Origin of the sequence: Streptomyces sp. NBC_00376, from assembly GCF_036077095.1 — a bacterium.
In the GTDB taxonomy this organism is placed as follows: Bacteria; Actinomycetota; Actinomycetes; order Streptomycetales; family Streptomycetaceae; genus Streptomyces.
Map to the genome: position 1 here is coordinate 6576811 of NZ_CP107960.1, position 20198 is coordinate 6597008.

21 protein-coding genes and 1 tRNA gene are annotated in these 20198 nt (G+C 71.3%); 12 read left to right on the forward strand and 10 right to left on the reverse strand.

Going from position 1 to position 20198, the window contains the following annotated elements; translation table 11 throughout:
• Positions 1–31 precede the first annotated feature (31 nt).
• Together OG842_RS29645 and OG842_RS29650 are read right to left on the reverse strand one after the other, a co-directional pair.
• Positions 32–343 carry a hypothetical protein gene (locus OG842_RS29645; RefSeq protein WP_266736543.1) on the reverse strand — a complete coding sequence of 104 codons (312 nt, stop codon included), beginning with the start codon at positions 341–343 and terminating at the stop codon, positions 32–34.
• 82 nt (positions 344–425) lie between these two features.
• On the reverse strand, positions 426–917 hold the full coding sequence (locus OG842_RS29650; protein WP_401876491.1) for a DUF3574 domain-containing protein: 492 nt from the start codon (positions 915–917) through the stop codon (positions 426–428).
• Between the two features lie 313 nt (positions 918–1230).
• Here OG842_RS29650 and OG842_RS29655 point away from each other — a divergent pair, with 313 nt between their 5' ends.
• The 3 genes from OG842_RS29655 (at position 1231) to OG842_RS29665 (ending at position 2558) form a co-directional block, all read left to right on the forward strand.
• Positions 1231–1638 carry a RidA family protein gene (locus tag OG842_RS29655; RefSeq protein ID WP_266736541.1) on the forward strand — a complete coding sequence of 136 codons (408 nt, stop codon included), beginning with the start codon at positions 1231–1233 and terminating at the stop codon, positions 1636–1638.
• Positions 1639–1708: 70 nt separating this feature from the next.
• On the forward strand, positions 1709–2440 hold the full coding sequence (locus tag OG842_RS29660; protein ID WP_266736540.1) for a DUF7873 family protein: 732 nt from the start codon (positions 1709–1711) through the stop codon (positions 2438–2440).
• 32 nt (positions 2441–2472) lie between these two features.
• A tRNA-OTHER gene (locus OG842_RS29665) sits at positions 2473–2558 on the forward strand.
• 318 nt (positions 2559–2876) lie between these two features.
• On the opposite strand, the gene OG842_RS29670 is transcribed toward OG842_RS29665, so the two are convergent.
• Together OG842_RS29670 and OG842_RS29675 are read right to left on the reverse strand one after the other, a co-directional pair.
• On the reverse strand, positions 2877–3494 hold the full coding sequence (locus OG842_RS29670; RefSeq protein ID WP_266736539.1) for a peptidase: 618 nt from the start codon (positions 3492–3494) through the stop codon (positions 2877–2879).
• Positions 3495–3507: 13 nt separating this feature from the next.
• The gene (locus OG842_RS29675; RefSeq protein ID WP_266736538.1) at positions 3508–4719 is read right to left on the reverse strand and encodes a pyridoxal phosphate-dependent aminotransferase; all 1212 of its coding nucleotides are present in this window, start codon (positions 4717–4719) and stop codon (positions 3508–3510) included.
• Positions 4720–4804: 85 nt separating this feature from the next.
• Here OG842_RS29675 and OG842_RS29680 point away from each other — a divergent pair, with 85 nt between their 5' ends.
• Together OG842_RS29680 and OG842_RS29685 are read left to right on the forward strand one after the other, a co-directional pair.
• Positions 4805–5473, forward strand: a complete 669-nt coding sequence (locus tag OG842_RS29680) for a winged helix-turn-helix transcriptional regulator (protein WP_266736537.1) — start codon at positions 4805–4807, stop codon at positions 5471–5473.
• A gap of 108 nt (positions 5474–5581) precedes the next feature.
• On the forward strand, positions 5582–6094 hold the full coding sequence (locus OG842_RS29685; RefSeq protein ID WP_401876456.1) for a cupin domain-containing protein: 513 nt from the start codon (positions 5582–5584) through the stop codon (positions 6092–6094).
• A 68-nt stretch (positions 6095–6162) separates the two neighbouring features.
• On the opposite strand, the gene OG842_RS29690 is transcribed toward OG842_RS29685, so the two are convergent.
• Positions 6163–6528, reverse strand: coding sequence for a nuclear transport factor 2 family protein (locus OG842_RS29690; RefSeq protein WP_266736536.1), 366 nt, complete (start codon positions 6526–6528; stop codon positions 6163–6165).
• 60 nt (positions 6529–6588) lie between these two features.
• On the opposite strand from OG842_RS29690, the gene OG842_RS29695 reads away from it, so the two are divergent.
• Both OG842_RS29695 and OG842_RS29700 read left to right on the forward strand, forming a co-directional pair.
• The gene (locus OG842_RS29695) at positions 6589–7752 is read left to right on the forward strand and encodes a nucleotidyltransferase domain-containing protein (RefSeq protein ID WP_266736535.1); all 1164 of its coding nucleotides are present in this window, start codon (positions 6589–6591) and stop codon (positions 7750–7752) included.
• A gap of 7 nt (positions 7753–7759) precedes the next feature.
• Positions 7760–8410, forward strand: coding sequence for a uridine kinase (locus OG842_RS29700; RefSeq protein ID WP_266736534.1), 651 nt, complete (start codon positions 7760–7762; stop codon positions 8408–8410).
• A gap of 2 nt (positions 8411–8412) precedes the next feature.
• On the opposite strand, the gene OG842_RS29705 is transcribed toward OG842_RS29700, so the two are convergent.
• Positions 8413–9378 (reverse strand): carbohydrate kinase family protein, encoded by a 966-nt coding sequence (locus tag OG842_RS29705; protein ID WP_266736533.1) that lies wholly within the window; start codon positions 9376–9378, stop codon positions 8413–8415.
• Entirely contained in the window at positions 9375–10340 is a 966-nt protein-coding gene (locus tag OG842_RS29710; protein WP_266736532.1) for a pseudouridine-5'-phosphate glycosidase, read from the reverse strand. Before OG842_RS29710 ends, OG842_RS29705 begins: the two co-directional genes overlap by 4 nt.
• A 173-nt stretch (positions 10341–10513) precedes the next feature.
• Here OG842_RS29710 and OG842_RS29715 point away from each other — a divergent pair, with 173 nt between their 5' ends.
• Positions 10514–10876 (forward strand): cupin domain-containing protein, encoded by a 363-nt coding sequence (locus tag OG842_RS29715; protein WP_266736531.1) that lies wholly within the window; start codon positions 10514–10516, stop codon positions 10874–10876.
• Positions 10877–10941: 65 nt separating this feature from the next.
• On the opposite strand, the gene OG842_RS29720 is transcribed toward OG842_RS29715, so the two are convergent.
• The 3 genes from OG842_RS29720 to OG842_RS29730 form a co-directional block, all read right to left on the reverse strand.
• Entirely contained in the window at positions 10942–12255 is a 1314-nt protein-coding gene (locus OG842_RS29720) for an MFS transporter (RefSeq protein WP_266736529.1), read from the reverse strand.
• 120 nt (positions 12256–12375) lie between these two features.
• Entirely contained in the window at positions 12376–12918 is a 543-nt protein-coding gene (locus tag OG842_RS29725; protein ID WP_266736527.1) for a methylated-DNA--[protein]-cysteine S-methyltransferase, read from the reverse strand.
• A gap of 72 nt (positions 12919–12990) precedes the next feature.
• Positions 12991–13983: a glycerophosphodiester phosphodiesterase gene (locus tag OG842_RS29730; RefSeq protein ID WP_266736525.1), complete on the reverse strand. Its 993-nt coding sequence runs from the start codon at positions 13981–13983 to the stop codon at positions 12991–12993.
• A 215-nt stretch (positions 13984–14198) separates the two neighbouring features.
• Between OG842_RS29730 and OG842_RS29735 the strand changes: the two genes are divergently transcribed.
• The 4 genes from OG842_RS29735 (at position 14199) to OG842_RS29750 (ending at position 20070) form a co-directional block, all read left to right on the forward strand.
• Complete coding sequence (locus OG842_RS29735; protein ID WP_266736523.1) at positions 14199–15074, forward strand: MHYT domain-containing protein; 876 nt, start codon at positions 14199–14201, stop codon at positions 15072–15074.
• A 62-nt stretch (positions 15075–15136) separates the two neighbouring features.
• Positions 15137–17257 (forward strand): excinuclease ABC subunit UvrB, encoded by a 2121-nt coding sequence (gene uvrB / locus OG842_RS29740; protein ID WP_266736521.1) that lies wholly within the window; start codon positions 15137–15139, stop codon positions 17255–17257.
• 131 nt (positions 17258–17388) lie between these two features.
• Positions 17389–17967, forward strand: a complete 579-nt coding sequence (locus OG842_RS29745) for a TerD family protein (protein WP_073747806.1) — start codon at positions 17389–17391, stop codon at positions 17965–17967.
• Between the two features lie 159 nt (positions 17968–18126).
• Positions 18127–20070, forward strand: coding sequence for a TerD family protein (locus OG842_RS29750; protein WP_266736520.1), 1944 nt, complete (start codon positions 18127–18129; stop codon positions 20068–20070).
• Positions 20071–20198 lie beyond the last annotated feature (128 nt).

Consider the following 20198-nt stretch of genomic DNA (forward strand, 5'->3'; position numbering starts at 1 on the left):
TCCGGCCGGTCGGGACCGCGGCAGCTCTGCCTCAGTAACTCTGCAGATAGACGAAGAGCCCGATCAGCAACACGGCGACGATCGGCAGCATGATCAGCCTGGCTTTGCGGAACCCCTCGTTGTCCTGCTGGGACAGGCCCTGGTCGGCACCGTGCACCGATGCCAGATGCTCCCCGGCCATGTCGACGATCTTCTTCATGGTCAGCAGCGACGGCGACCAGTCGCAGTGGGTGCAGACAAGGAAGTCGCGGTACGGGTCGTACCGGAAGTCCCGCTCGATGTTGACCGTGAACACCTGACCGTCCGGTGTCGTGGCCGTGAAGTGGCGTACTGGCGTGCCCATGTGGATCGTCCCCCGTTCGGCGCGTGTGTACGGTCCCGTACCCGGCCGGGGCACAGTACCCCGGCCGGGCCGCGCCCGGGGTTCAGAAGTCGGCGGTCGTGCGCTCTTGGAGCCGGGCCACCGAGTCCTGGGCGTACGCATTCTCGTAGGCGTCACGGATCCGCTCGATCTGGGCATCGCGCACGCGGGCCTCGGACGCGGGGTAGAGCAGGGTCAGTTCGTAGCTGCGCTCCCGTTCGATGATCCCGTTGGAGTCCCGCCACTGACCCCGGCCGTCCTGGATGGTCAGCCCGTTCGGGAAGCGCGGCGTGACCTCCTCGTCGATGAATGCCCGGAATTGGTGATCCGTGACATCCGAGCCGCCGTCGGGGCGTTCGGTGCCGAAGAAGAGCCGGGTCTCGATGTACGCACTCCCGTGCGTGGCAAGGGCCGGCGCCTCGGACCGCGAGGCCGCGGGGGCTTCGTCGCCGAGCGTGGCGGACGCGACGGGCGTGCCCACGGCCAGTACGGCCAGGGCGACGGCCGCCGTGGTCGGCGCGGCACGCTTCTTCGGGCCGGTACGGCCCTGGGCAATGGTGAAGCGGGGGGTGCGGGACAAGGTGGGGCCCTTCGTTCGGCGCCTGGTGGAGGCGGTGACGGGTGGTGTCCATATACGGGTGGCGTCCGTGTGCGGGTGGTGTCCGCACACGCGTGGTGTCCATATGGGCGATGCCGGGGAGAGCCCGCGGGCCGGGCGGCGCGAACACGCGGGCCTCACTGTGACAAGCGGCCGCCGCCGGACAGTGGCAAGGACATGGGCGCCCGGAGGGAACCACCCGCACGGGTCGGTCCGGCGCGCCGGTGAAATCCCGCTGCGCCCCGAGGCGCCGACCGCCAGAATCACCCTCATGACTGCCGAGATCAGCCGGATCAACCCGGTGCAACTGCACCCCACGCCCGGCTATCACCACATCACCGTCGTGGAAGCGGGCCGGACCGCGTATCTGGCCGGGCAGTGCCCGCTCGACCCCTCCGGCACCCTGGTGGGTCCGGGCGACCTCGACACCCAGATCGACCAGGTAGCGGGCAACGCACGCGTCGCACTCCACGCCGTGGGGGCCGGACCGGCGCAGGTCGTCCGGTCGGTGATCTACGTGGTCAGCGACGATGTCGCGGTCCTGGGGGCCGCCTGGCGCCGGCTCACCGGCTCGGTCATCGGGTCCGCGTTCAGTACCGCGAGCACGCTCCTCGGCGTCGCGGGGCTCGGCTTCTCCGGACAGCTCGTAGAGGTCGACCTCACCGTGGCGCTTCCCTGAACCGGACCGAAGAGCGGGCCATGTGAAAAGTGTTTGGCCCGGGTTGGGCGGCGCTGCTAGCGTCCCCGACGTGGCGAAACTCAATCAGATCATCGCAGTGGAGAAGGGCGTCAAGTCCAAGGCTCACCAGGACCTGACGGCGGCCCATCACGGCCTCCAGAAGACCGGCCTGCTGGCCGGGATCTCCCGGACGTACCAGCCGAAGGACGAGGAGGGCGAGCAGCTGCCGCCCGAGTCGACGCTGGTGCAGATCAAGGCCGAGGACGTGCTGCGGGAGACCGCGGCGACCCTGACCCGGCTCTTCGATGTGACCGCCACGAAGGACTGGGCCAACTGCACGGCCCGCGCGGACGTGAAGGTCGACGGGCGGGTGCTCGTGAGCGACGTGCCGGTCTCCTATCTGCTCTTCCTGGAGAAGCAGTTGACGGACCTCAACACCTTTGTCCGCAAGCTGCCGGTGCTCGACGCCGCGGAGGCCTGGACCCAGGACCCGTCGACGGACTCCTGGAAGACCGATCCGGTACGGACCCTCCGTACCAAGAAGGTGCCCCGCAACCACGTGAAGGCGGAGGCCACCGACAAGCACCCGGCGCAGGTCGAGGTGTACTACGAGGACGTCCCGATCGGGTACTGGACGACGGTGAAGTTCTCCGGCGCCCTTCCCGCGCGGCGCGTCAACGAGCTGCTGGACCGGGTGGAGAAGCTCCAGCAGGCCGTGAAGTACGCCCGCGAGGAAGCCAACGGCGCGGACGTCACCGACCAGCGGGTGGGTGATGCGGTATTCGGTTACCTCTTCGGGTGACCGACCATTGATTCCCCGGCCGACTCATTTCGGCCGGGGTGCGCCAGGAGCGCAAGCTGAAACTGAAGCTTGTCGTGACGACGCGGTTCCAGTGGAGGTTCGAGTCCTCCCCCCGGCACTCCGTGCGCCCCGGCGCACGAACGGGCCGGGGTGGCCCAAATGGTAGAGGCAGACCGCGATCAATCTCAGACTCTTGCTCCAGACTCAGCATTCGCCACCCATCGCCGAATCAAACGGGCCCGTGCCCATGGGCGTCGAGATGCCGGTTCGACTCCGGCCCGCGGAGCTTCGATCTGCGGTCGTCTAAAGGCAGGACGCGGCGACATAAACCTGACACGGGTCCTTAAAAGTGTCGGCGTGCCGAACGGGTGGCACACCAGGGCTCGGGGGTCGGCTACGCCCCCGGGCCCGCTCCTGTCTCCGGACGGCGCGCCGCTCACGCGCTCGCGGGCAGCGACACCCCGCGCCCGGCGAAGAAGCGCTCGAAGTCGGACAGTGCGAGCTCCGCGGCCCGGGTCTGAGCCGTCGTCCCCGACGGGTTGTGGAAGTGGACGCCCCCGCCGTCGGCCGTACGGGACGTCAGCAGCACCAGATGCCCGCCCCGCCCCGGAGCCGGCCGCCCCGGGTACCGGATGCCGTAGTGCACCGAGGCCATGACCGTACGGCCGCCGTCCAGCAGGCCGAGGATCTCCTTCGGCGAGAGATGGCGGTGCACCGTGGCGTCCACGCCGTGCACCTCGCGTGCGTACTCGGCGAAGGGGGCGTAGATCAGCCCCCGGATCTCCCCCTGCGCGTCCTCGGTGTACGCGCCGTATCCGAGCGCCCCGTCGCGCAGCGCGAACAAGGACGGGGCTCCGGCGCCGAGTGCCATGCGCAGGCAGGTCATACCGCACAGATGGCCTGCCCAGCGCGCGTACTCGGCCGGTGACGCCGCGCCCGAATCCGCCCAGGCCGGGTCGGTGGCCGGATCGAGCCCGTCCTCCACGATCGGGCCGACCAGCCCGAACGAGGCGAACTGGGTGTGGACGGGGAAGCGGCAGGTGGAACAGGTCACCGAGGGCGTCCGATCACTGGCGGTATCCGGTCAGGAAGCGGCCGATGCGGCTGATCGCCGCGTCGAGATCGTCAGCGTACGGGAGCGTGAGGATCCGGAAGTGGTCGGGACGCGGCCAGTTGAAGCCGGTTCCCTGCACGACCTGGATCTTCTCCCGCAACAGCAGATCCAGCACGAACTTCTCGTCGTCGACGATGCGGTGCACCTTCGGGTCGAGGCGCGGGAACGCGTACAGCGCGCCCTTCGGCTTCACGCACGACACCCCCGGGATCTCGTTCAGCTTCTCCCAGGCCCGGTTGCGCTGCTCGTACAGCCTGCCGCCCGGCGTGACCAGCTCCCGGATCGACTGCCGGCCGCCGAGCGCGGCCTGAATGGCGTACTGCGCGGGCGCGTTGGGGCACAGACGCATGGAGGCGAGCGTGGTCAGCCCCTCCAGATAGCTGCGGGCGTGCTGCTGCGGGCCGGAGACCACCATCCACCCGGAGCGGAATCCCGCCACGCGGTACGTCTTCGACAGGCCGCTGAAGGTGAGGCAGACCAGGTCGGGGGCGAGGGCCGCCACGCTGTGGTGCTCGGCGTCGTCGTACAGGATCTGGTCGTAGATCTCGTCGGCGAACACCATCAGGCCGTGCCTGCGCGCCAGATCGAGGATGCCTTCGAGGATCTCGCGTGGGTAGACGGCACCGGTCGGATTGTTCGGGTTGATGATCACGACGGCCTTGGTGCGGTCGGTGATCTTCGAGGCCATGTCGGCGAGGTCGGGGTTCCAGTCCGACGCCTCGTCACAGGTGTAGTGCACGGACTTGCCGCCCGCGAGGGTCACCACCGCGGTCCACAACGGGTAGTCGGGGGACGGGACCAGCACCTCGTCGCCGTCCTCCAGCAGCGCCTGCACGGCCATCGAGATCAGCTCGGAGACGCCGTTGCCGAGGAAGATGTCGTCGACCCCGACGTCAGCCAGCCCCATCGCCTGGTAGCGCTGTGCCACCGCCCGGCGGGCGGACAGGATGCCACGCGAATCCGTGTAGCCATGGGCCTGCGGAAGCATCCGGATCATGTCCTGGACGACCTCCTCCGGCGCCTCGAAACCGAAGAGCGCGGGGTTGCCCGTGTTGAGCCGGAGCACGCTGTGGCCCGCCTCCTCCAGGGCGTTGGCGTGCTCGATGACCGGGCCCCGGATCTCGTAACAGACCTCGTTGAGCTTGCTGGACTGCCGGAATTCCATGCGGTGCCTCCCCGACCCGATTGCGATACTTGGTTTTACCAAGCTCGGGCTTGGAAAGTCCAACAACATGTCTAGACTGCGTCGCATGCCACGTCAGCAACAGCCCGCAACGCGCCCGGTTCGCCGCCGGAGGTACGACCAGTTCTGCGCCACCGCGCGCGCCCTCGACTCCGTGGGCGACCGGTGGACGCTGCTGATCGTCCGTGAACTGCTGGCGGGCCCCCGCCGCTACACCGACCTCCACGCCGACCTTCCGGGCGTCAGCACGGACGTGCTCGCCTCCCGGCTCAGGGACATGGAGCAGAACGGCCTCGCCACCCGCCGCCGGCTCCCGCCGCCCGCCGCCGCCTCGGTCTACGAGCTGACCGAGCGCGGCCACGGCCTGATGCCGGTGCTCGCCGCGCTCGCCGAGTGGGGCGCGCCCGCGCTCGCCGAACGGCGGCCGACCGACGCGGTGCGGGCCCACTGGTTCGCTCTTCCGCTGCTGCGTGCGTTGGGCGGGCCGGCCTACGAGGGGGTCGTCGAAGTGCACCTGGACGAGGGCGAGTTCCACGTGCGCGCCGGTGGGACGGAGGGCGGAGCGGCGGTGTACGGGGACGGCCCCGCCGACTGTGCCGACGCCCGCATCGCGCTCGACGTCGAGGTCTGCCTGGAGCTGGCGCAGGGCGGGCTGACCCTCGCCGAGGCCGTCGAGGACGGACGCGTCTCGGTGTCGGGCGACGGACCGCTCGCCGCTGCGCTGCGCGGCGACTGACGGGGCGTCATGGTGCGCGGTTCCCTGTTCCGACTCCCGCATGGATCATGGGTGTTGGCCGGTTCGGGGTGATCACCGGACGCCGAGGCAGAGGCAGAGGAGTCGGGTGTGCACAGCGGTGATGCACGGCGAAGGGGCGAGAAGAAGCGGTGGGCGGGCCGGGGGCCGTCCGGCAAGGCCCTGGTCCTGGCGGGCTGCGTGGCCGCGCTCGGCCTCGTGCCGTCGGCGGCCGTCGCCACGCCGGGCAGCGGGGTGAGCGGCACCGTGCTCGCGAAGGGCACATCGACGGGGAAGCTGAATGTGCGGACGCCGAACGGCCGCACCGATGTGACCTTCCGGACCATCACGATCGAGCCGGGCGGCTCCACCGGCTGGCACACGCACCGCGGTCAGCTGGTCGTCGTCGTCAAGTCCGGGACACTGACGCGTACTTTCGGCGACTGCTCGGTCGAGGTGACGCCCGCGGGCTCGACACTCATCGAACAGTCCGGGACCGACCACCGGCACATCGGACGCAATCTGGAGGCCGAACCCGTCGTGCTCCTGGTGGCGTATCTGCTGCCCGAGGGCAGCGAACTCTCCGACGACGCCGAGGCGGTGGACTGCGGCGCGAAGAAGTAGCGCGCGCCGCTCGTCCACCGGCGGGTCCGCGGCCTGCCGTCGCTGTCGGTCGCCGCCGCCGTCGGTCGTCAGTTGGCGAGCGTCTCGCCGTACGCCCCGAAACCGGAGACCACCAGACCGTCGCGGAAGGTCAGCACCTCGCTGACCCGGCCGCCGATCTGGTTGCGGTAGTCGATCACCAGGTCGTGGACGCTCACCCGGACGTCCACCAGCTCGAACTTCAGCTCGGGGATGCGCTCCAGGCCCGTCGCCCAGTAGGCGCGCAGGGCCTCCTTGCCGTGCACCGTGCCCGAGGCGTCGCCGGTCATCTGCGCGATGACCGGCGAACTGAACGTCACGTCGTCGTGATAGTGCGTCAGAATGCGGTCGAGATCATGGGAGTTCCAGCCGTCCAGCCACTCGGCGGCGAATGTGCGGGCGAATTCGAGGTCCATGGAGAGATCGTAGGCGGCCAAGAAGAGGAGACAACGGCAATGCACGGGGAGGGAGCAGCCATGAACGGGGAGAACCCGCGGGACGGGGCGGGCGAGGGCGGACTCGACCCGGCGCGGCGCGCCGCGTTCGCACAGGAGCTGCTGAGGGCGCTCACCGCGCACTGCCCCGGTTCGCGGGCGGAGCTGCGGGGCTCGCTCGCCCGCGGAACAGCGGACGAATACAGCGACATCGACATCGTCTGGACCGTGCCCGGCGACCGGTTCGACCCCTGCCTCGCCGCTGTCCGCGACGTACTCGAATCGGTCGCGCCCCTGGACTCCCTGCGTACGGACCCCGATGCGCGGAACTCCCGCGAGCGGCGGCTGCTCTTCGCCGCCTTCCACGGGCTTCCGCTCTTCTGGCGCATGGACCTGGAGGTCGGGTCGTCACCGGCCGCACCGGGCGAGAGCCGTCCCGCGTCGTGCGGTGACGACTGGTCGGACCCGGCGAGCGCGCTGGCCAACGCGGTCGCCGCGACGAAGGCCGTACTGCGCGGGCAGCCGCAGAACGCCCAGGGGCTGCTGGAGCGCGGCTTCCGGCGCATCGACGCGCCGGACGGCCTGTCCGGACGGTGGTTCGCCGACATCCGCAGGCTCGCCGAAACCGCGGCCGGCCGCGAACCTGACCTGCGCCCGCTCGCCGACCGAGTACTGCGCCTCACCGACAGCCACCGGGCAAAGCTCCTCTGGCGGACGCTCCCCGCCGGGGTACGCGAGCGGGTCGACGAACTGGTCCTGGCGGGCCGGAACATCCAGGCCGTCCAGGCGATGCGGGAGAGCGGCATCGACCCCCGTCCCGAGCTGCACGAATGCGTGGAGGTGCTCGACGGGCGCCTCCACGAGCTCGCCGACCGCATACCGCCTTTGGCCCCCCGGGACGTGGACACCCTGGCCGGGGCCGCCGGCTCCCTGCCCCGCGATCCCGTGGCCGTCGAGGCGGTCTGGGACGGCGACACCCGGGGCTGGATCGTGGTGCTGACCGCCGTTCTGGCCGAGCCGTGGGAAAGCACCGCCCTGGCAGGCTTTCGGATCGGCGCGGCGGGGACCGACGAGGCGGCGCGGACGGGCCGGGAACTCGCGGAGCGGCTCGGCGTCCCGTTCCGCTTCGCGAGCCCCGACGAACCCGACGAGGACGCCCCTCGCTGGTGGGACGCCCGGCACCGAGCACCGGACCCGGGGCGATGATGGGCGGGTGCGATTCGAAGCGATCACCTGGGAGCGGCTGGCCGAAGCCTTCGCCGTACGTACCGACGCCCTGGAGCCCGCCGAAGGCGGCCCCTGGCTGAAGGTCGCCGTCGACGGTGCTCCGGCGGCCCGTACCGGGGAGCTCGCCGAGCGCGTGGCACAGGCGTTGCGGGTCCGGGGCCGTGCGGTGCTGGTCGTGTCCACCGAGGGGTTCCTGCGGCCGGCGAGCCTCCGGTACGAGTACGGCAAGGAGGACCCCGACTCGTACTACGACAGCTGGTTCGACACGGGCGCGCTGTGGCGCGAGGTCTTCGGGCCGCTGGAGGCCGGCGGGAGCGGGCGGGTGCTGCCCGATCTCTGGGATCGGGCGACCGACCGCGCCACGCGGAGCCCGTACCGGCCGCTGCCCGAGGGCGGGGTTCTGGTGGTCCACGGGCCGTTGCTGCTGGGGCACTGGTTCCCGTTCGACCTGAGCGTCCATCTGCGGCTGTCGCCGGGCGCGCTCCGGAGGCGTACCGAGGCGGCGGAGCGCTGGACACTGCCCGCTTTCGCGCGGTACGAGGACGAGGCGGCGCCGGGCGACCGCGCGGACGCGGTCGTGCGCGCCGACGACCCGCTCCACCCGGCCTGGACCGGATGGCGCGGGGCGGCGGCCTGATGTCACGGTGCGGGGCGGTGGCCCAGGGGCCCTGTTGACGGTTCCGGACGGCCGCCCACGGTGGTGACCGCCTCCGCGCCCGCCCGGCATCCCGCCGCCGCGGCCGAGGCGTCGCCCGCCCCCGCCAGTCGCGCCGCGAGGAAGCCGCCGGTGAACGCGTCGCCCGCCCCCGTCGAGTCCACCGCACCACGTACCCGGACCGCCGGGACGCGCCCGGTCACCGCACCGGCGGCGGCGAGCAGCGCTCCGTGCTCGCCCAGTGTGACGACCACCCTGCCCACCTGGAGGCTCAATTTGGCCGCGGCATCGGCCGGTTCGGGCAGCCCGGTGAGCAGCCGGGCCTCGTCCGCGTTGGGCAGCAGCAGATCGGTGCCCTCCACGGCGGTCAGGAACCGGTCGGCGCCCAGCTCGGCGAGGAAACCGGCCGAGGCCGGATCCACGCTCACCGGGATCCGCCGCCGCCGTGCTTCCCGCAGGGCGAGCAGGGCCGTCGCGCGGCTCGTCGCGGCGAAGAGGAGGTAGCCGGAGAGATGGAGATGGGCGATGCCGTCCAGCACCGACGGTGACCAGTCGTCGGGGGAGAGGCGGAGCACGGCGCCGCTGTCGGTGAGGAAGGTGCGCTCGGCGGCGGAATCGACGAGCGCGACGACGGTGGCGGTCGGCGCGTCCTCGTCCACGGCCAGCAGGCAGCGCACCCCCGCCCGCCGCAGTGCGTCGCGGTGCCAGTCCGCGCTGTCGGCGCCGACCCGGGCCAGCAGCCGCACGTCGGCACAACCGGAACGGGCCGCCCAACAGGCGACGTTGGCCCCCGCGCCGCCGGGGAGGGTGCGGATCCGGGCCGGGGTGTCCGTGCCGTGGACCAGCGCCGTTCCGTGCCGTGCCACCACATCGGTGACCACGTCCCCGATGACGAGCAGGCCGCCGCCGGATGTTGCCAGGCTGTCGGTTGTCGTCCGGCCCTCGGTCATCGTCCGGCCGCCGAAGCCTGGGGCGTGGCGGCCCAGGCTTCGGCGATCCGCGCGGCGAGCGACACGTTTCCGCGTACGGCCGCGAGATTGGCCTCCAGCGAGGCGCCGCCGGTTCCCCGCATCAGCCGGTCCAGCAGGAACGGCGTGACGGCCTGGCCCGCGATGCCCCGCTCCCGGCACTCCGCCAGGGCCTCGGCCAGCACACGGTCGTGGAGCGCGGGATCCAACTGGTCCGCCTCGGACACGGGGTTGGCGACGACGAGCGCGGCCCCGGGGCCGCCGAGCACGTCCTGTGCCCGCATCACATCCGCGACCTCCTCGGGCGTGCGCACCGTCCAGTCGACCGGCTCGCCCGAACTGGTCAGATAGAAGCCGGGGAAGCGGTCGGTGCCGTAACCGAGCACCGTGACGCCCAGCGTCTCCAGGCGTTGCAGCGTCGCCGGGACGTCCAGGATCGACTTCACCCCCGCGCACACCACGGTGATGCCGGTCCGCGCCAGGAGCCGGAGATCGGCGGACTCGTCCTGGGTCCGCGTCCATTCCCGGTGTACGCCGCCGAGACCGCCGGTCGCGAAGACGCGCAGGCCGGCGTGGGCGGCCAGGAACGCAGTCGCGGACACGGTCGTCGCCCCGCTCGCGCCCGTAGCCAGGGCCGGTGCGAGGTCCCGGTGCCCCAGCTTCCGCATCGCGGGGTCCGTGGCGACCCGCTCCAGCTGGGCCTTGTCCAGGCCGATACGGGCTCTTCCGTCGAGCACGGCGATCGTCGCGGGTACCGCGCCGGCGGACCGTACGAGCCCTTCGAGCTCCTCGGCGACCCGCAGATTGCGGGGGCGCGGCAGACCGTGGGCGATGATCGTCGACTCCAGGGCCACGACGGGATGGTGCGCGGCGAGGGCCGCCCGTACCTCGTCGGAGAGGACGGGGGCGCAGGGGTGTGCGCGGTGCGACGCGTTGGATGACATGTCCACATCCCTGTCGCGGGCGCGGCCGCCTCAAACGTGCGGCCGGGGCGGCGGACCCGTGCGACACGGGTCGGACCGTCTGGTTTCAGCCTGCCGTTCCGCCCGTGGGCCCGCCTGTTTCCGGCACATCCTGCTGTCGAGTCGCCTTCCGGCGGTCGCTAAGGTGACCGGCCATGACCACATTTGATCAAGCCCCTGCCTCGTTCGCCGTGCACATTCCGGACGCCGAACTCGAACCGGAACCGCTGGATCCCGCGCAGATCGTCTCGGGTGAGCCCGTGGTGACCGGCAAGGTCCTCTGGGAGTCGCCCGACGGCAAGCAGGTGCGCGGCATCTGGCAGATCACGCCCGGCGTGGTCACCGACACCGAGGCCAACGAACTCTTCGTGGTCGTCAGCGGGCGCGCGACCGTGGTGGTCGAGGGCGGCGAGACGCTGGAGATCGGGCCCGGGGACGCCTGCGTGCTGCGCGAGGGCGACCGTACGACGTGGACGGTGCACGAGACGCTGCGCAAGGCGTACCACATCAGCCTCTGAAGCCCCCTGCGAAACTTCCTCAGGAACCCTTCGGAGCCTTCCGCGGGAACCCGTCGGAGCTTTCCTCAGGAAGCCGTGCCGGAAGCGCCGGGCCGGGCGAGTGCCCGGCGCAGTGCCAGCGCGGCCATCGGCAGCAGCAGACATGCTCCGACCACGTTCAGCCAGCCGTAGCTCGCCCGGGCGACGATGAGCCCGGCGACCGCTCCGCCGATGCCCGCCGCCGTGTTCATGGTCAGATCCGAGAGACCCTGCACGGCGGCGCGGGCGGGCTGCGGCACGGAGTCGGTGAGCAGCGCCGAACCGGCGACCAGCCCCGCCGACCAGCCGAGACCGAGAATGAAGAGACCGGCAGCGGTCTGCCCGTGGTTGGGGCCCGCGGTTCCGGCCAGCAGTGCGGCGCAGGAGAGCAGCCCGACCGCCAGACCGATCACGGCGAGCCGGCCGAAACGGTCCGAGAGCCAGCCCATCACCGGGGAGAACGCGTACATCCCCGCGATGTGGCCGCTGATGACCAGACCGATCAGCTGGAGCCCGGCGCCGTGGTGGCCCAGGTCGACCGGGGTCATCACCATGATCGAGACCATCGCGGTGTGCGAGACGGCCACCGTCACCAGCGCCAGCCGTGCCATCGGAGAGGCCCGGACCGCCGCGATCCCGGCGCGCAGTGAACGGCCGGCCGAGGACCCGTCGCCCTGCGGTGCCAGCGCCCGCGCCGTGAGCAGCGGGTCCGGCCGCAGCAGCACCCCGACCACCACGGCGGCCAGCAGGAAGATCCCGGCCGCGAAGACGAACGGGCCGGCCTGCTCGGATATCGCGGAGCCCCGGAAGAGACGGCCCACCGGGGCGGCGATGTTCGGCCCGAGCACGGAACCGATCGTGGTGGCCCAGATGACGGTCGAGATCGCCCGGCCACGCCGGTCGGGTTCGGCCAGGTCCGCGGCGGCGAACCGGGCCTGCAGATTGGCCGAGGAACCCGCACCGAATCCGGCCATGCCGAGCAGCAGCAAGGGGAAGCTGTCCACGAGAGTGGCCAGGACCACGAGCCCCGCGCCGAGTACACCGATCAGATACGCCGCCACGAGACCGGGGCGCCGGCCGCGCGAGGTCATCAGTGCGGCCAGCGGCAGCGAGAGCAGAGCGGTTCCGGCCACCGAGGCGGTCGGGGCCAGACCGGACAGTGCCTCGGAGCCGCTCACCTCCGTGGCCAGCACGGGGGCCAGGGCGATGCCGATGGGCACGCCGAGGCCGCCGAGTATCTGGCTGACTATGAGCACCGCGGACGTTCGGCGCCGCAGTCCGGGCAGCTCGGCTGCCGAGACCGGGGCGGCGGACCCGCCAGGTCCGGCAGGGGTGTCAGGTTCATCGAGGGCGTTGGTCACTGACGCAGTGTGCCAGCCCGTACACAGGTACGAAACAGCGCTCGGACCGGGCACGGGCAGCAAGGCCCCGGCGCGAGGGTGCACGTGGCCGGGCGAGGGCTCAGGGTCCCGGCGTCCGGCTCAGAACAGCGGCTGGGGCAGCACGCCCTCCAGAGCCAGCAGCTGCCGCTTGGTTTCGAGTCCGCCGCCGAACCCGCCGAGTCCGCCGTCGCTCTCCACCACCCGATGGCACGGCACCACCACCGGCAGCGGATTGGACCCCATGGCCGCCCCGACCGCCTGCGCGGCGCCCGGCTGCCCGACCCGTCGGGCGAGATCCCCGTACCCGACGACCGTCCCGTACGGCACACCCGTGGCCAGCTCGCGGAGCACCTGGCGGTTGAAGCCGGAGGTCAGCGACCAGTCGAGGTCGAGCGAGAACTCCCGCGCCGAGCCCGCGAAATACGCCGCGAGCCGGCGTATCGGCTCGGCGAGCCGGGCGGAGCCGGGACTCTCCACCGGCTCCGCGCCCAGTCGCGTCCGCAGCTGCCCGACCGCCTTCTCCCGCACCTCGGGACGGGCGTGGAAGACCACGTTCACCAGCCCCGTGCCGGTCGCGGCGAGCAGCAGCGGGCCGATGTCGCTCCCGACGACGGCCCACTCGACAACCCCGTTGCTGTTCATGTGAACCACCGTACGGCCGGCCACTGACAACAGGTCCGTACGGCTTGACGGACGGTGGGCCCGTCCGCCCGGTCAGTGCGTGGCTTCGCGCACCACATCGGGGTTGTTGGTGATGATCCCGTCCACGCCGAGGCCCGCCACCTTCGCGGCGGTCGCCGCGTCGTTGACCGTCCAGGTGTTGACCCGGAGCTTCTTGCCGTGCGCGCCCTTCAGCGCGTGCACAGCGTCCACGTAGTCGGCCGAAACCGATGGGTAGGAGGGGTTGATCTGGTCGGTGAAGGCCGCGTACGAGGGCAGGTCGGCCACTGCGGGAGTGCCGAGGAAGCCCGTCGTGACGTCCGGGCGCAGCTGGTGCACCTTCTTCACGCTGTCCGCGCCGAAGCTCTGGATGACGAGCCTGTTCTTCACGTGCGAACGGTCGAGCCACCCCTTCTGGCGCAGCACCCGCAGGGTCTCCTTCTCGATGCCCGGGTAGATCTCGGGGCTCTTGATCTCCAGGAGCAGCTTCTGCCGGTTGCGCTCGACCCGGTCCAGGTACTGCTTGAGCGTGGGCACCCGGGTACCGGCGAACTTCGGACCGAACCAGCTGCCCGCGTCCAGCCGGGCGATCTCCGCCGCCGTGAAGTCCTTGACCGCCCACGAGGTCCGGTCCGGGAAGACCTCCTCGACGTCGGTGGTCCGCCTCAGATCGGTGTCGTGCACGACCACCAGTACGCCGTCCTTGGTGAACTGGACGTCGTTCTCCACCCAGTCGAAGCCGAGGACGTCGGCCTTGTCGACGGCGGCCAGGGTGTTCTCCGGCGCGTAGGCCGAGGCGCCCCGGTGGGCGAAGACGACGGGCGCGGTCCGCTTCGCGTCCCCGGTCAGCTCCGCATCGCCGGCCGCCCCCGCGTCCCCGGTCCGGGCGCTCACGGTGCTGACGCCCGTGACGCCGGTGACCGCGGTTGTATGCCCGGCCGCGGTGGTCCTGGCGGTGGTCCGCGTATCGGCGGTCGACATCAGATAGGCGCCGGCGCCCATCAGGGCGGTGGCGGCGAGGGCGGCGGTTGCGGTGCGTGCGTACACGTGTACTCCTTGCGTCAGAAGTTGCGGACGGGCCGAGAGTGACAGTCGCGCCCCAACGGGGGACAGGCGAAGGATGGCCACAACGTGAACGCGGCCGACGATGCCGGGTAACGGGCCGGATTCCCTCTCGATAAAATGCAGCTCTTCTGTTTGTTTGCCGGGACTCGCGCCTTAGGGTCACCCCGAACCCGGGCTTCCGCGAAGGGCGTACGAGCATGCAGGGCACGATCGACGGTTTCAGCTACGGAGCGGTGACGCCCGTCGCGGCCTTCCTCATGGCCTGCCTCGGCGCGGCCCTCGGCCTGCGCTGCACGAACCGTTCGCTGCGTACCGAGCGCACCTTCAAGGCCGGCTGGCTGGCCCTCGGCGCGACCTCCATAGGCTCCGGCATCTGGACGATGCACTTCATCGCGATGATGGGCTTCTCCGTGGATGGGGTGGCCATCGGCTACGACATGCCGATCACCTTCGCCAGCCTTGCGGTCGCCGTCGGCATGGTCGGCGTCGGCATCTTCATCGTCGGCTACCGGGGCGCCACCAGAATGGCCCTGGTGACGGGCGGCACGATCACCGGGCTGGGCGTGGCCACCATGCACTACCTGGGCATGGCCGGAATGCGTCTCGACGGACAGTTCGAGTACGACACGGTCACCGTGGCCCTCTCCGTCGTCATCGCCGTGGTGGCCGCGACGACCGCGCTCTGGGCCGCCGTCTCCGTCCACGGATTCCTGCCCAGCCTCGGCGCCAGCGTCGTCATGGGCGTCGCGGTGAGCGGCATGCACTACACGGGCATGGCCGCGCTCAGCGTCCATCTGCACCCCGACGCCGTCGCGGGCGACGGGTCGAGCGCACCGCTCGTGCCGCTGCTGATCGGGCCCGCCTGCTTCCTGATCCTGGCCGCGGTGGTCGTGATGTTCGATCCGCTGATGGTGATGGGCACCCCGGACTGGAACGACCCCGGGGGCCCGGGCGGGGCCGCCCGGAAGCCCGGAATCCCGGCCCAGCGGCAGGTGCCGCGGTTCGGTACGCACGCCGACCCGGCGTCCTTCCACTCCCGGCCGCGCGACCCCGCGCCACCGGGAGAATGGTGAGACCGGCCCCGCGCATCGGCTGACCCGGCCCGGTTGTCAGTGGCGGGTCGTACGGTGGTTCCATGCGGCCCGTTTCGAAGATCGAACGTTCGGTGGCGCCTTTCGAGGTCGTCAGTCCCTACCAGCCCAGCGGCGACCAGCCCGCGGCCATCACCGAGCTGGAGCGGCGCATCCGCGCCGGCGAGAAGGACGTCGTCCTGCTCGGCGCGACCGGCACCGGTAAATCGGCGACCACCGCGTGGATGATCGAGAAGCTGCAGCGCCCCACGCTCGTGATGGCACCGAACAAGACGCTCGCCGCACAGCTGGCGAACGAGTTCCGCGAGCTGCTGCCCAACAACGCCGTCGAGTACTTCGTCTCCTACTACGACTACTACCAGCCCGAGGCGTACGTACCGCAGTCGGACACCTACATCGAGAAGGACTCCTCGATCAACGAGGAGGTCGAGCGGCTGCGCCACTCCGCGACGAACTCGCTGCTCACCCGGCGCGATGTCGTCGTGGTCGCCTCCGTCTCCTGCATCTACGGCCTCGGTACGCCCCAGGAGTACGTGGACCGGATGGTCCAGCTCAAGGTCGGTGACGAGATCGACCGGGACCAGTTGCTGCGCCGCTTCGTCGAGATCCAGTACACCCGCAACGACCTCGCCTTCACCCGGGGCACCTTCCGGGTCCGCGGCGACACCATCGAGATCTTCCCGGTCTACGAGGAGCTCGCCGTCCGCATCGAGATGTTCGGCGACGAGATCGAGGCGCTCTCCACCCTCCACCCGCTCACCGGCGAGGTGATCAGCGAGGACCAGTCCCTCCACGTCTTCCCCGCCAGCCACTACGTCGCGGGTCCCGAGCGCATGGAGAAGGCGGTCAACGGCATCGAGCAGGAGCTGGAGCAGCGCCTTGCCGAGCTGGAGAAGCAGGGCAAGATGCTGGAGGCCCAGCGGCTGCGGATGCGCACCACGTACGACATCGAGATGCTCCGGCAGATCGGCACCTGCTCCGGCGTCGAGAACTACTCGATGCACTTCGACGGCCGCTCGCCCGGCACCGCCCCCAACACCCTCCTCGACTACTTCCCCGAGGACTTCCTCCTCGTCCTCGACGAGTCGCATGTCACCGTGCCGCAGATCGGCGCGATGTACGAGGGCGACGCCTCCCGCAAGCGCACCCTCGTCGACCACGGCTTCCGGCTCCCCTCCGCGCTCGACAACCGCCCGCTGAAGTGGGAGGAGTTCCTGAGCCGGATCGACCAGACCGTCTATCTCTCCGCCACTCCAGGGAAGTACGAGCTGTCCCGGGGTGACGGTTTCGTGGAGCAGATCATCCGCCCCACCGGCCTCGTCGACCCGGAAGTGGTCGTCAAGCCCACCGAGGGCCAGATCGACGACCTGGTGCACGAGATCCGCACGCGCGCCGAGAAGGACGAGCGGGTCCTGGTCACCACCCTCACCAAGAAGATGGCCGAGGACCTCACCGACTACTTCCTGGAGCTCGGCATCCAGGTCCGCTATCTGCACAGCGACGTCGACACGCTGCGCCGCATCGAGCTGCTGCGCGAGCTGCGCTCCGGAGAGTACGACGTACTGGTCGGCATCAACCTCCTGCGCGAGGGCCTCGACCTGCCCGAGGTGTCGCTCGTCGCCATCCTCGACGCGGACAAGCAGGGCTTCCTCCGTTCGGGTACGTCCCTGATCCAGACCATCGGGCGCGCCGCCCGAAACGTCTCGGGACAGGTCCATATGTACGCGGACAAGATCACCCCGGCGATGGCACAGGCCATCGACGAGACCAACCGCCGCCGCGAGAAGCAGATCGCCTACAACACCGAGCGCGGTCTCGACCCGCAGCCGCTGCGGAAGAAGATCAACGACATCGTCGCGACGATCGCCCGAGAGGAGGTCGACACCGAGCAGCTGCTCGGCACCGGCTACCGCCAGGTGAAGGGCGCCAAGGCCCCCGTTCCCGCGCTGGGCATCAAGACGACCGGCTCCAAGAAGGCCAAGGGCGGCGGCGAAACGGTCACCGACCGGCCCGCCACCGAACTCGCCGGGATCATCGAGGAGATGACCGAACGGATGCGGGCGGCTGCCGCGGACCTCCAGTTCGAGGTGGCCGCGCGACTGCGTGACGAGGTCGGGGAGTTGAAGAAGGAGCTGCGCCAGATGCGGGAGGCGGGCCTCGCCTGAGCCCGCAGTACCTGGTGTGTTGCAGGACCGACACAAAACGGCCCCGAGCGGTCGCGCCACCGGCGTAACTGCGTAGGGTGCTGGGAAACCGCGCACGGACGGTTGCGGGGAAAGCGGAGAGGGGACAGCGCGTGACGGTCAATATGACCAAGGGTCAGGCCATCAGCCTGCAGAAGAGCGACGGGGGGACCCTGACCGCGGTGCGGATGGGGCTCGGCTGGCAGGCGGCACCGCGCCGGGGTCTGTTCGGTTCACGTACACGGGAGATCGACCTCGACGCGTCGGCGGTGCTCTTCGCCGACAAGCAGCCGGTCGACGTGGTCTTCTTCCGTCACCTCGTCAGTGACGACGGCTCGGTCAAGCACACCGGGGACAACCTGGTCGGCGGCGCCGGTTCCGGCGGCGACGACGAGGCGATCCTCGTCGACCTGCAGCGGGTGCCGGTCCACATCGACCAGATCGTCTTCACGGTGAACTCCTTCACCGGCCAGACGTTCCAGGAGGTGCAGAACGCCTTCTGCCGCATCGTCGACGAGACCAACGGCCAGGAGCTCGCCCGCTACACGCTGGACGGCGGCGGGCAGTACACCGCCCAGATCATGGCGAAGGTGCACCGCTCGGGGAACGGGTGGCAGATGACCGCCCTCGGCAACCCGGCCAACGGCCGCACCTTCCAGGACCTGATGCCGGCGATCCTGCCGCACCTGTAGGCAGGGGACCGATCCGGGAGGGCACTCCCGGATCGGTACGTATCGGTACCCGCAGCTCCCGGAGGCATCGGCCGCCGGGAGCTGCACCGCATCGCGCCGCACCGCACGCGGCGCGCAACGCACAACACACAGCAGCGAATTCGTCGAGGGGACAGGGCAATGACGGCCGAGCTGGTCCGGGGGCAGAACCACACCTTGCCCCAGACCCGTCTGGAGATCCGGGTATCGGCCGGCACGCCCGTCGTGGCCGGTGCCACGCTCGGCGACGAGAACGGCACGGTGCGCGGCACCGAATGGATCGCCCATCCGGGGTCGCCGCAGCTCCCCGGGCTCGAAGTGTCCAGGCAGGCCGCCGCCGACCACCGGCTGGCCGTGGACCTGGACGCCCTGCCCGCCTCGGTCCACCGGGTCACCGTGCTGCTGGCCCTGCCGACCGGCGTCGGCGGGCCGGTCCGGTTCGGCGCGGTCGCCTCCCCGTTCGTCGCCGTCACCGGGCTCGACGGCACCGAGATCGCCACCTTCACGCTCACCGGCCTGGACACCGAGTCCGCGGTCGCGGCCCTGGAGCTCTACCGCCGACAGGGTGCCTGGAAGGTACGCGCCGTCGGCCAGGGCTACGCGGGCGGCCTCGACGCCATGCTCGCCGACCAGGGCCTGCCCCGGGCCGCCGAGCTGGCCCGCTCCATCCAGGACGCGGTCACCCGGGCAATGGCCCGCTCGGTCGCCCCGCCCCCGCCGCGCACCCCGGACGCCGACCGGGTCGCACCCGGCGCAGGCGCACCCGGCCCCGTGCCGCCTCCGGACGGCCGCCGCCCCGCCCCCCAGCCGCCCGAACCGCTCGCGGAGCCGGCCGCCGCGCCGCCCACCGCCACGACGGGCGGGCCCATCAACTACGCGCACCCGCGCCGCCAGTCGACCGCACCCCCACCGCCCCCTCCCACCGCGCCGCCCGCCGAGCCGGGCCGCCCCGCACAGCCCGTCGCCGGGGACGCGACCGGCTGGTCCATGGACGAGCGCCTCTACAACCAGATCTGGGGCATGTTCGAGGACCTGGCCCGCACCACCGCCGCCTATCGCAGCGCCGTCGACTTCGCCGAGTCCCGCATGGACCAGGAGCTCGACCGCACCCTGTCCGACCCGCGCAGCCGGATCGGCGGCGCGGGGGACCGGGCCCGCGAGCAGGCCCGCGCCAAGCGCGACGAGCTGACCGCACGGGCCCGCGAGGCCCTCGACCGAGACCTCGCCCAGCTCGCCGCCGAGTCCGCCGTGGTGGAACCCGCGCTGCCCGCCGCGTTCGCGGGCTGGGACAACCCCGTCTGGCACGCCTACCGCGTCCCGATGGAGATCCCCATGGCGCTGCGCATCGGCGACCTCCACCTGCCCGAGAACCCCGGCCTGCACATCCCGCTGCTGGTCCGGCTGCCGCTGGAGCGCGGGATGTGGATCGACAGCGGCCGCACGACGTCCGATGCCGCGGCCCTGATGGACAGCGCCCGGCTGCGCACCCTCGCCATGGAGAGCGCGGTCGCGCACGCGGCCCGGCTGCTGGCCGTCTACCCGGCCGACGAGTTCTCGGTCCATGTCATCGACCCCGCGGGCTCGGCGGCCGGGGCGCTCGCACCGCTCGTCCGGTCCGGGGCGCTCGCCGGGCCGCCCGCCTCCGGAGCCGGGGGAGTGTCCTCGGTCCTCGCCCGTCTCACCCGCCGCGTCGACCTGGTGCAGATGGCGATCAGGGCCGGCGCCGCCGACTCGCTCCCGCCGGACCTGGACACCGGCGAGCAGCTGCTGATCGTCAACGACTTCCCGCACGGCTTCGACGACCGCGCCGTCACCCAGCTGCGCTACCTCGCCGACGAGGGGCCCTCGGTCGGCGTCCATCTGATGATGGTCGCGGACCGGGAGGACGCCAGTGCGTACGGGCCGGTGCTCGACCCGCTGTGGCGCTCGCTGCTGCGCGTCACCCCGGTCGCCGACGACCACCTGGCCGACCCCTGGGTGGGGCACGCCTGGACGTACGAGCCGCCGCGGATGCCGCCGGGCAGCCGGGTCCTGGAGGAGGTGCTCGCCAAGGTGGCGGCGGCCCGCCGCCCCCAGCGCCCCTGAGTGGCCGGGCGGACCGGCACCGACTCACACGGCGCCGGGCAGACCAGCACGGAGCTCAGACCCGCCTGACCAGCGCTTTTGGAAGATCTTTACCCTCCCCTTTACCTTTCCTTGGTATTCCCTGTACT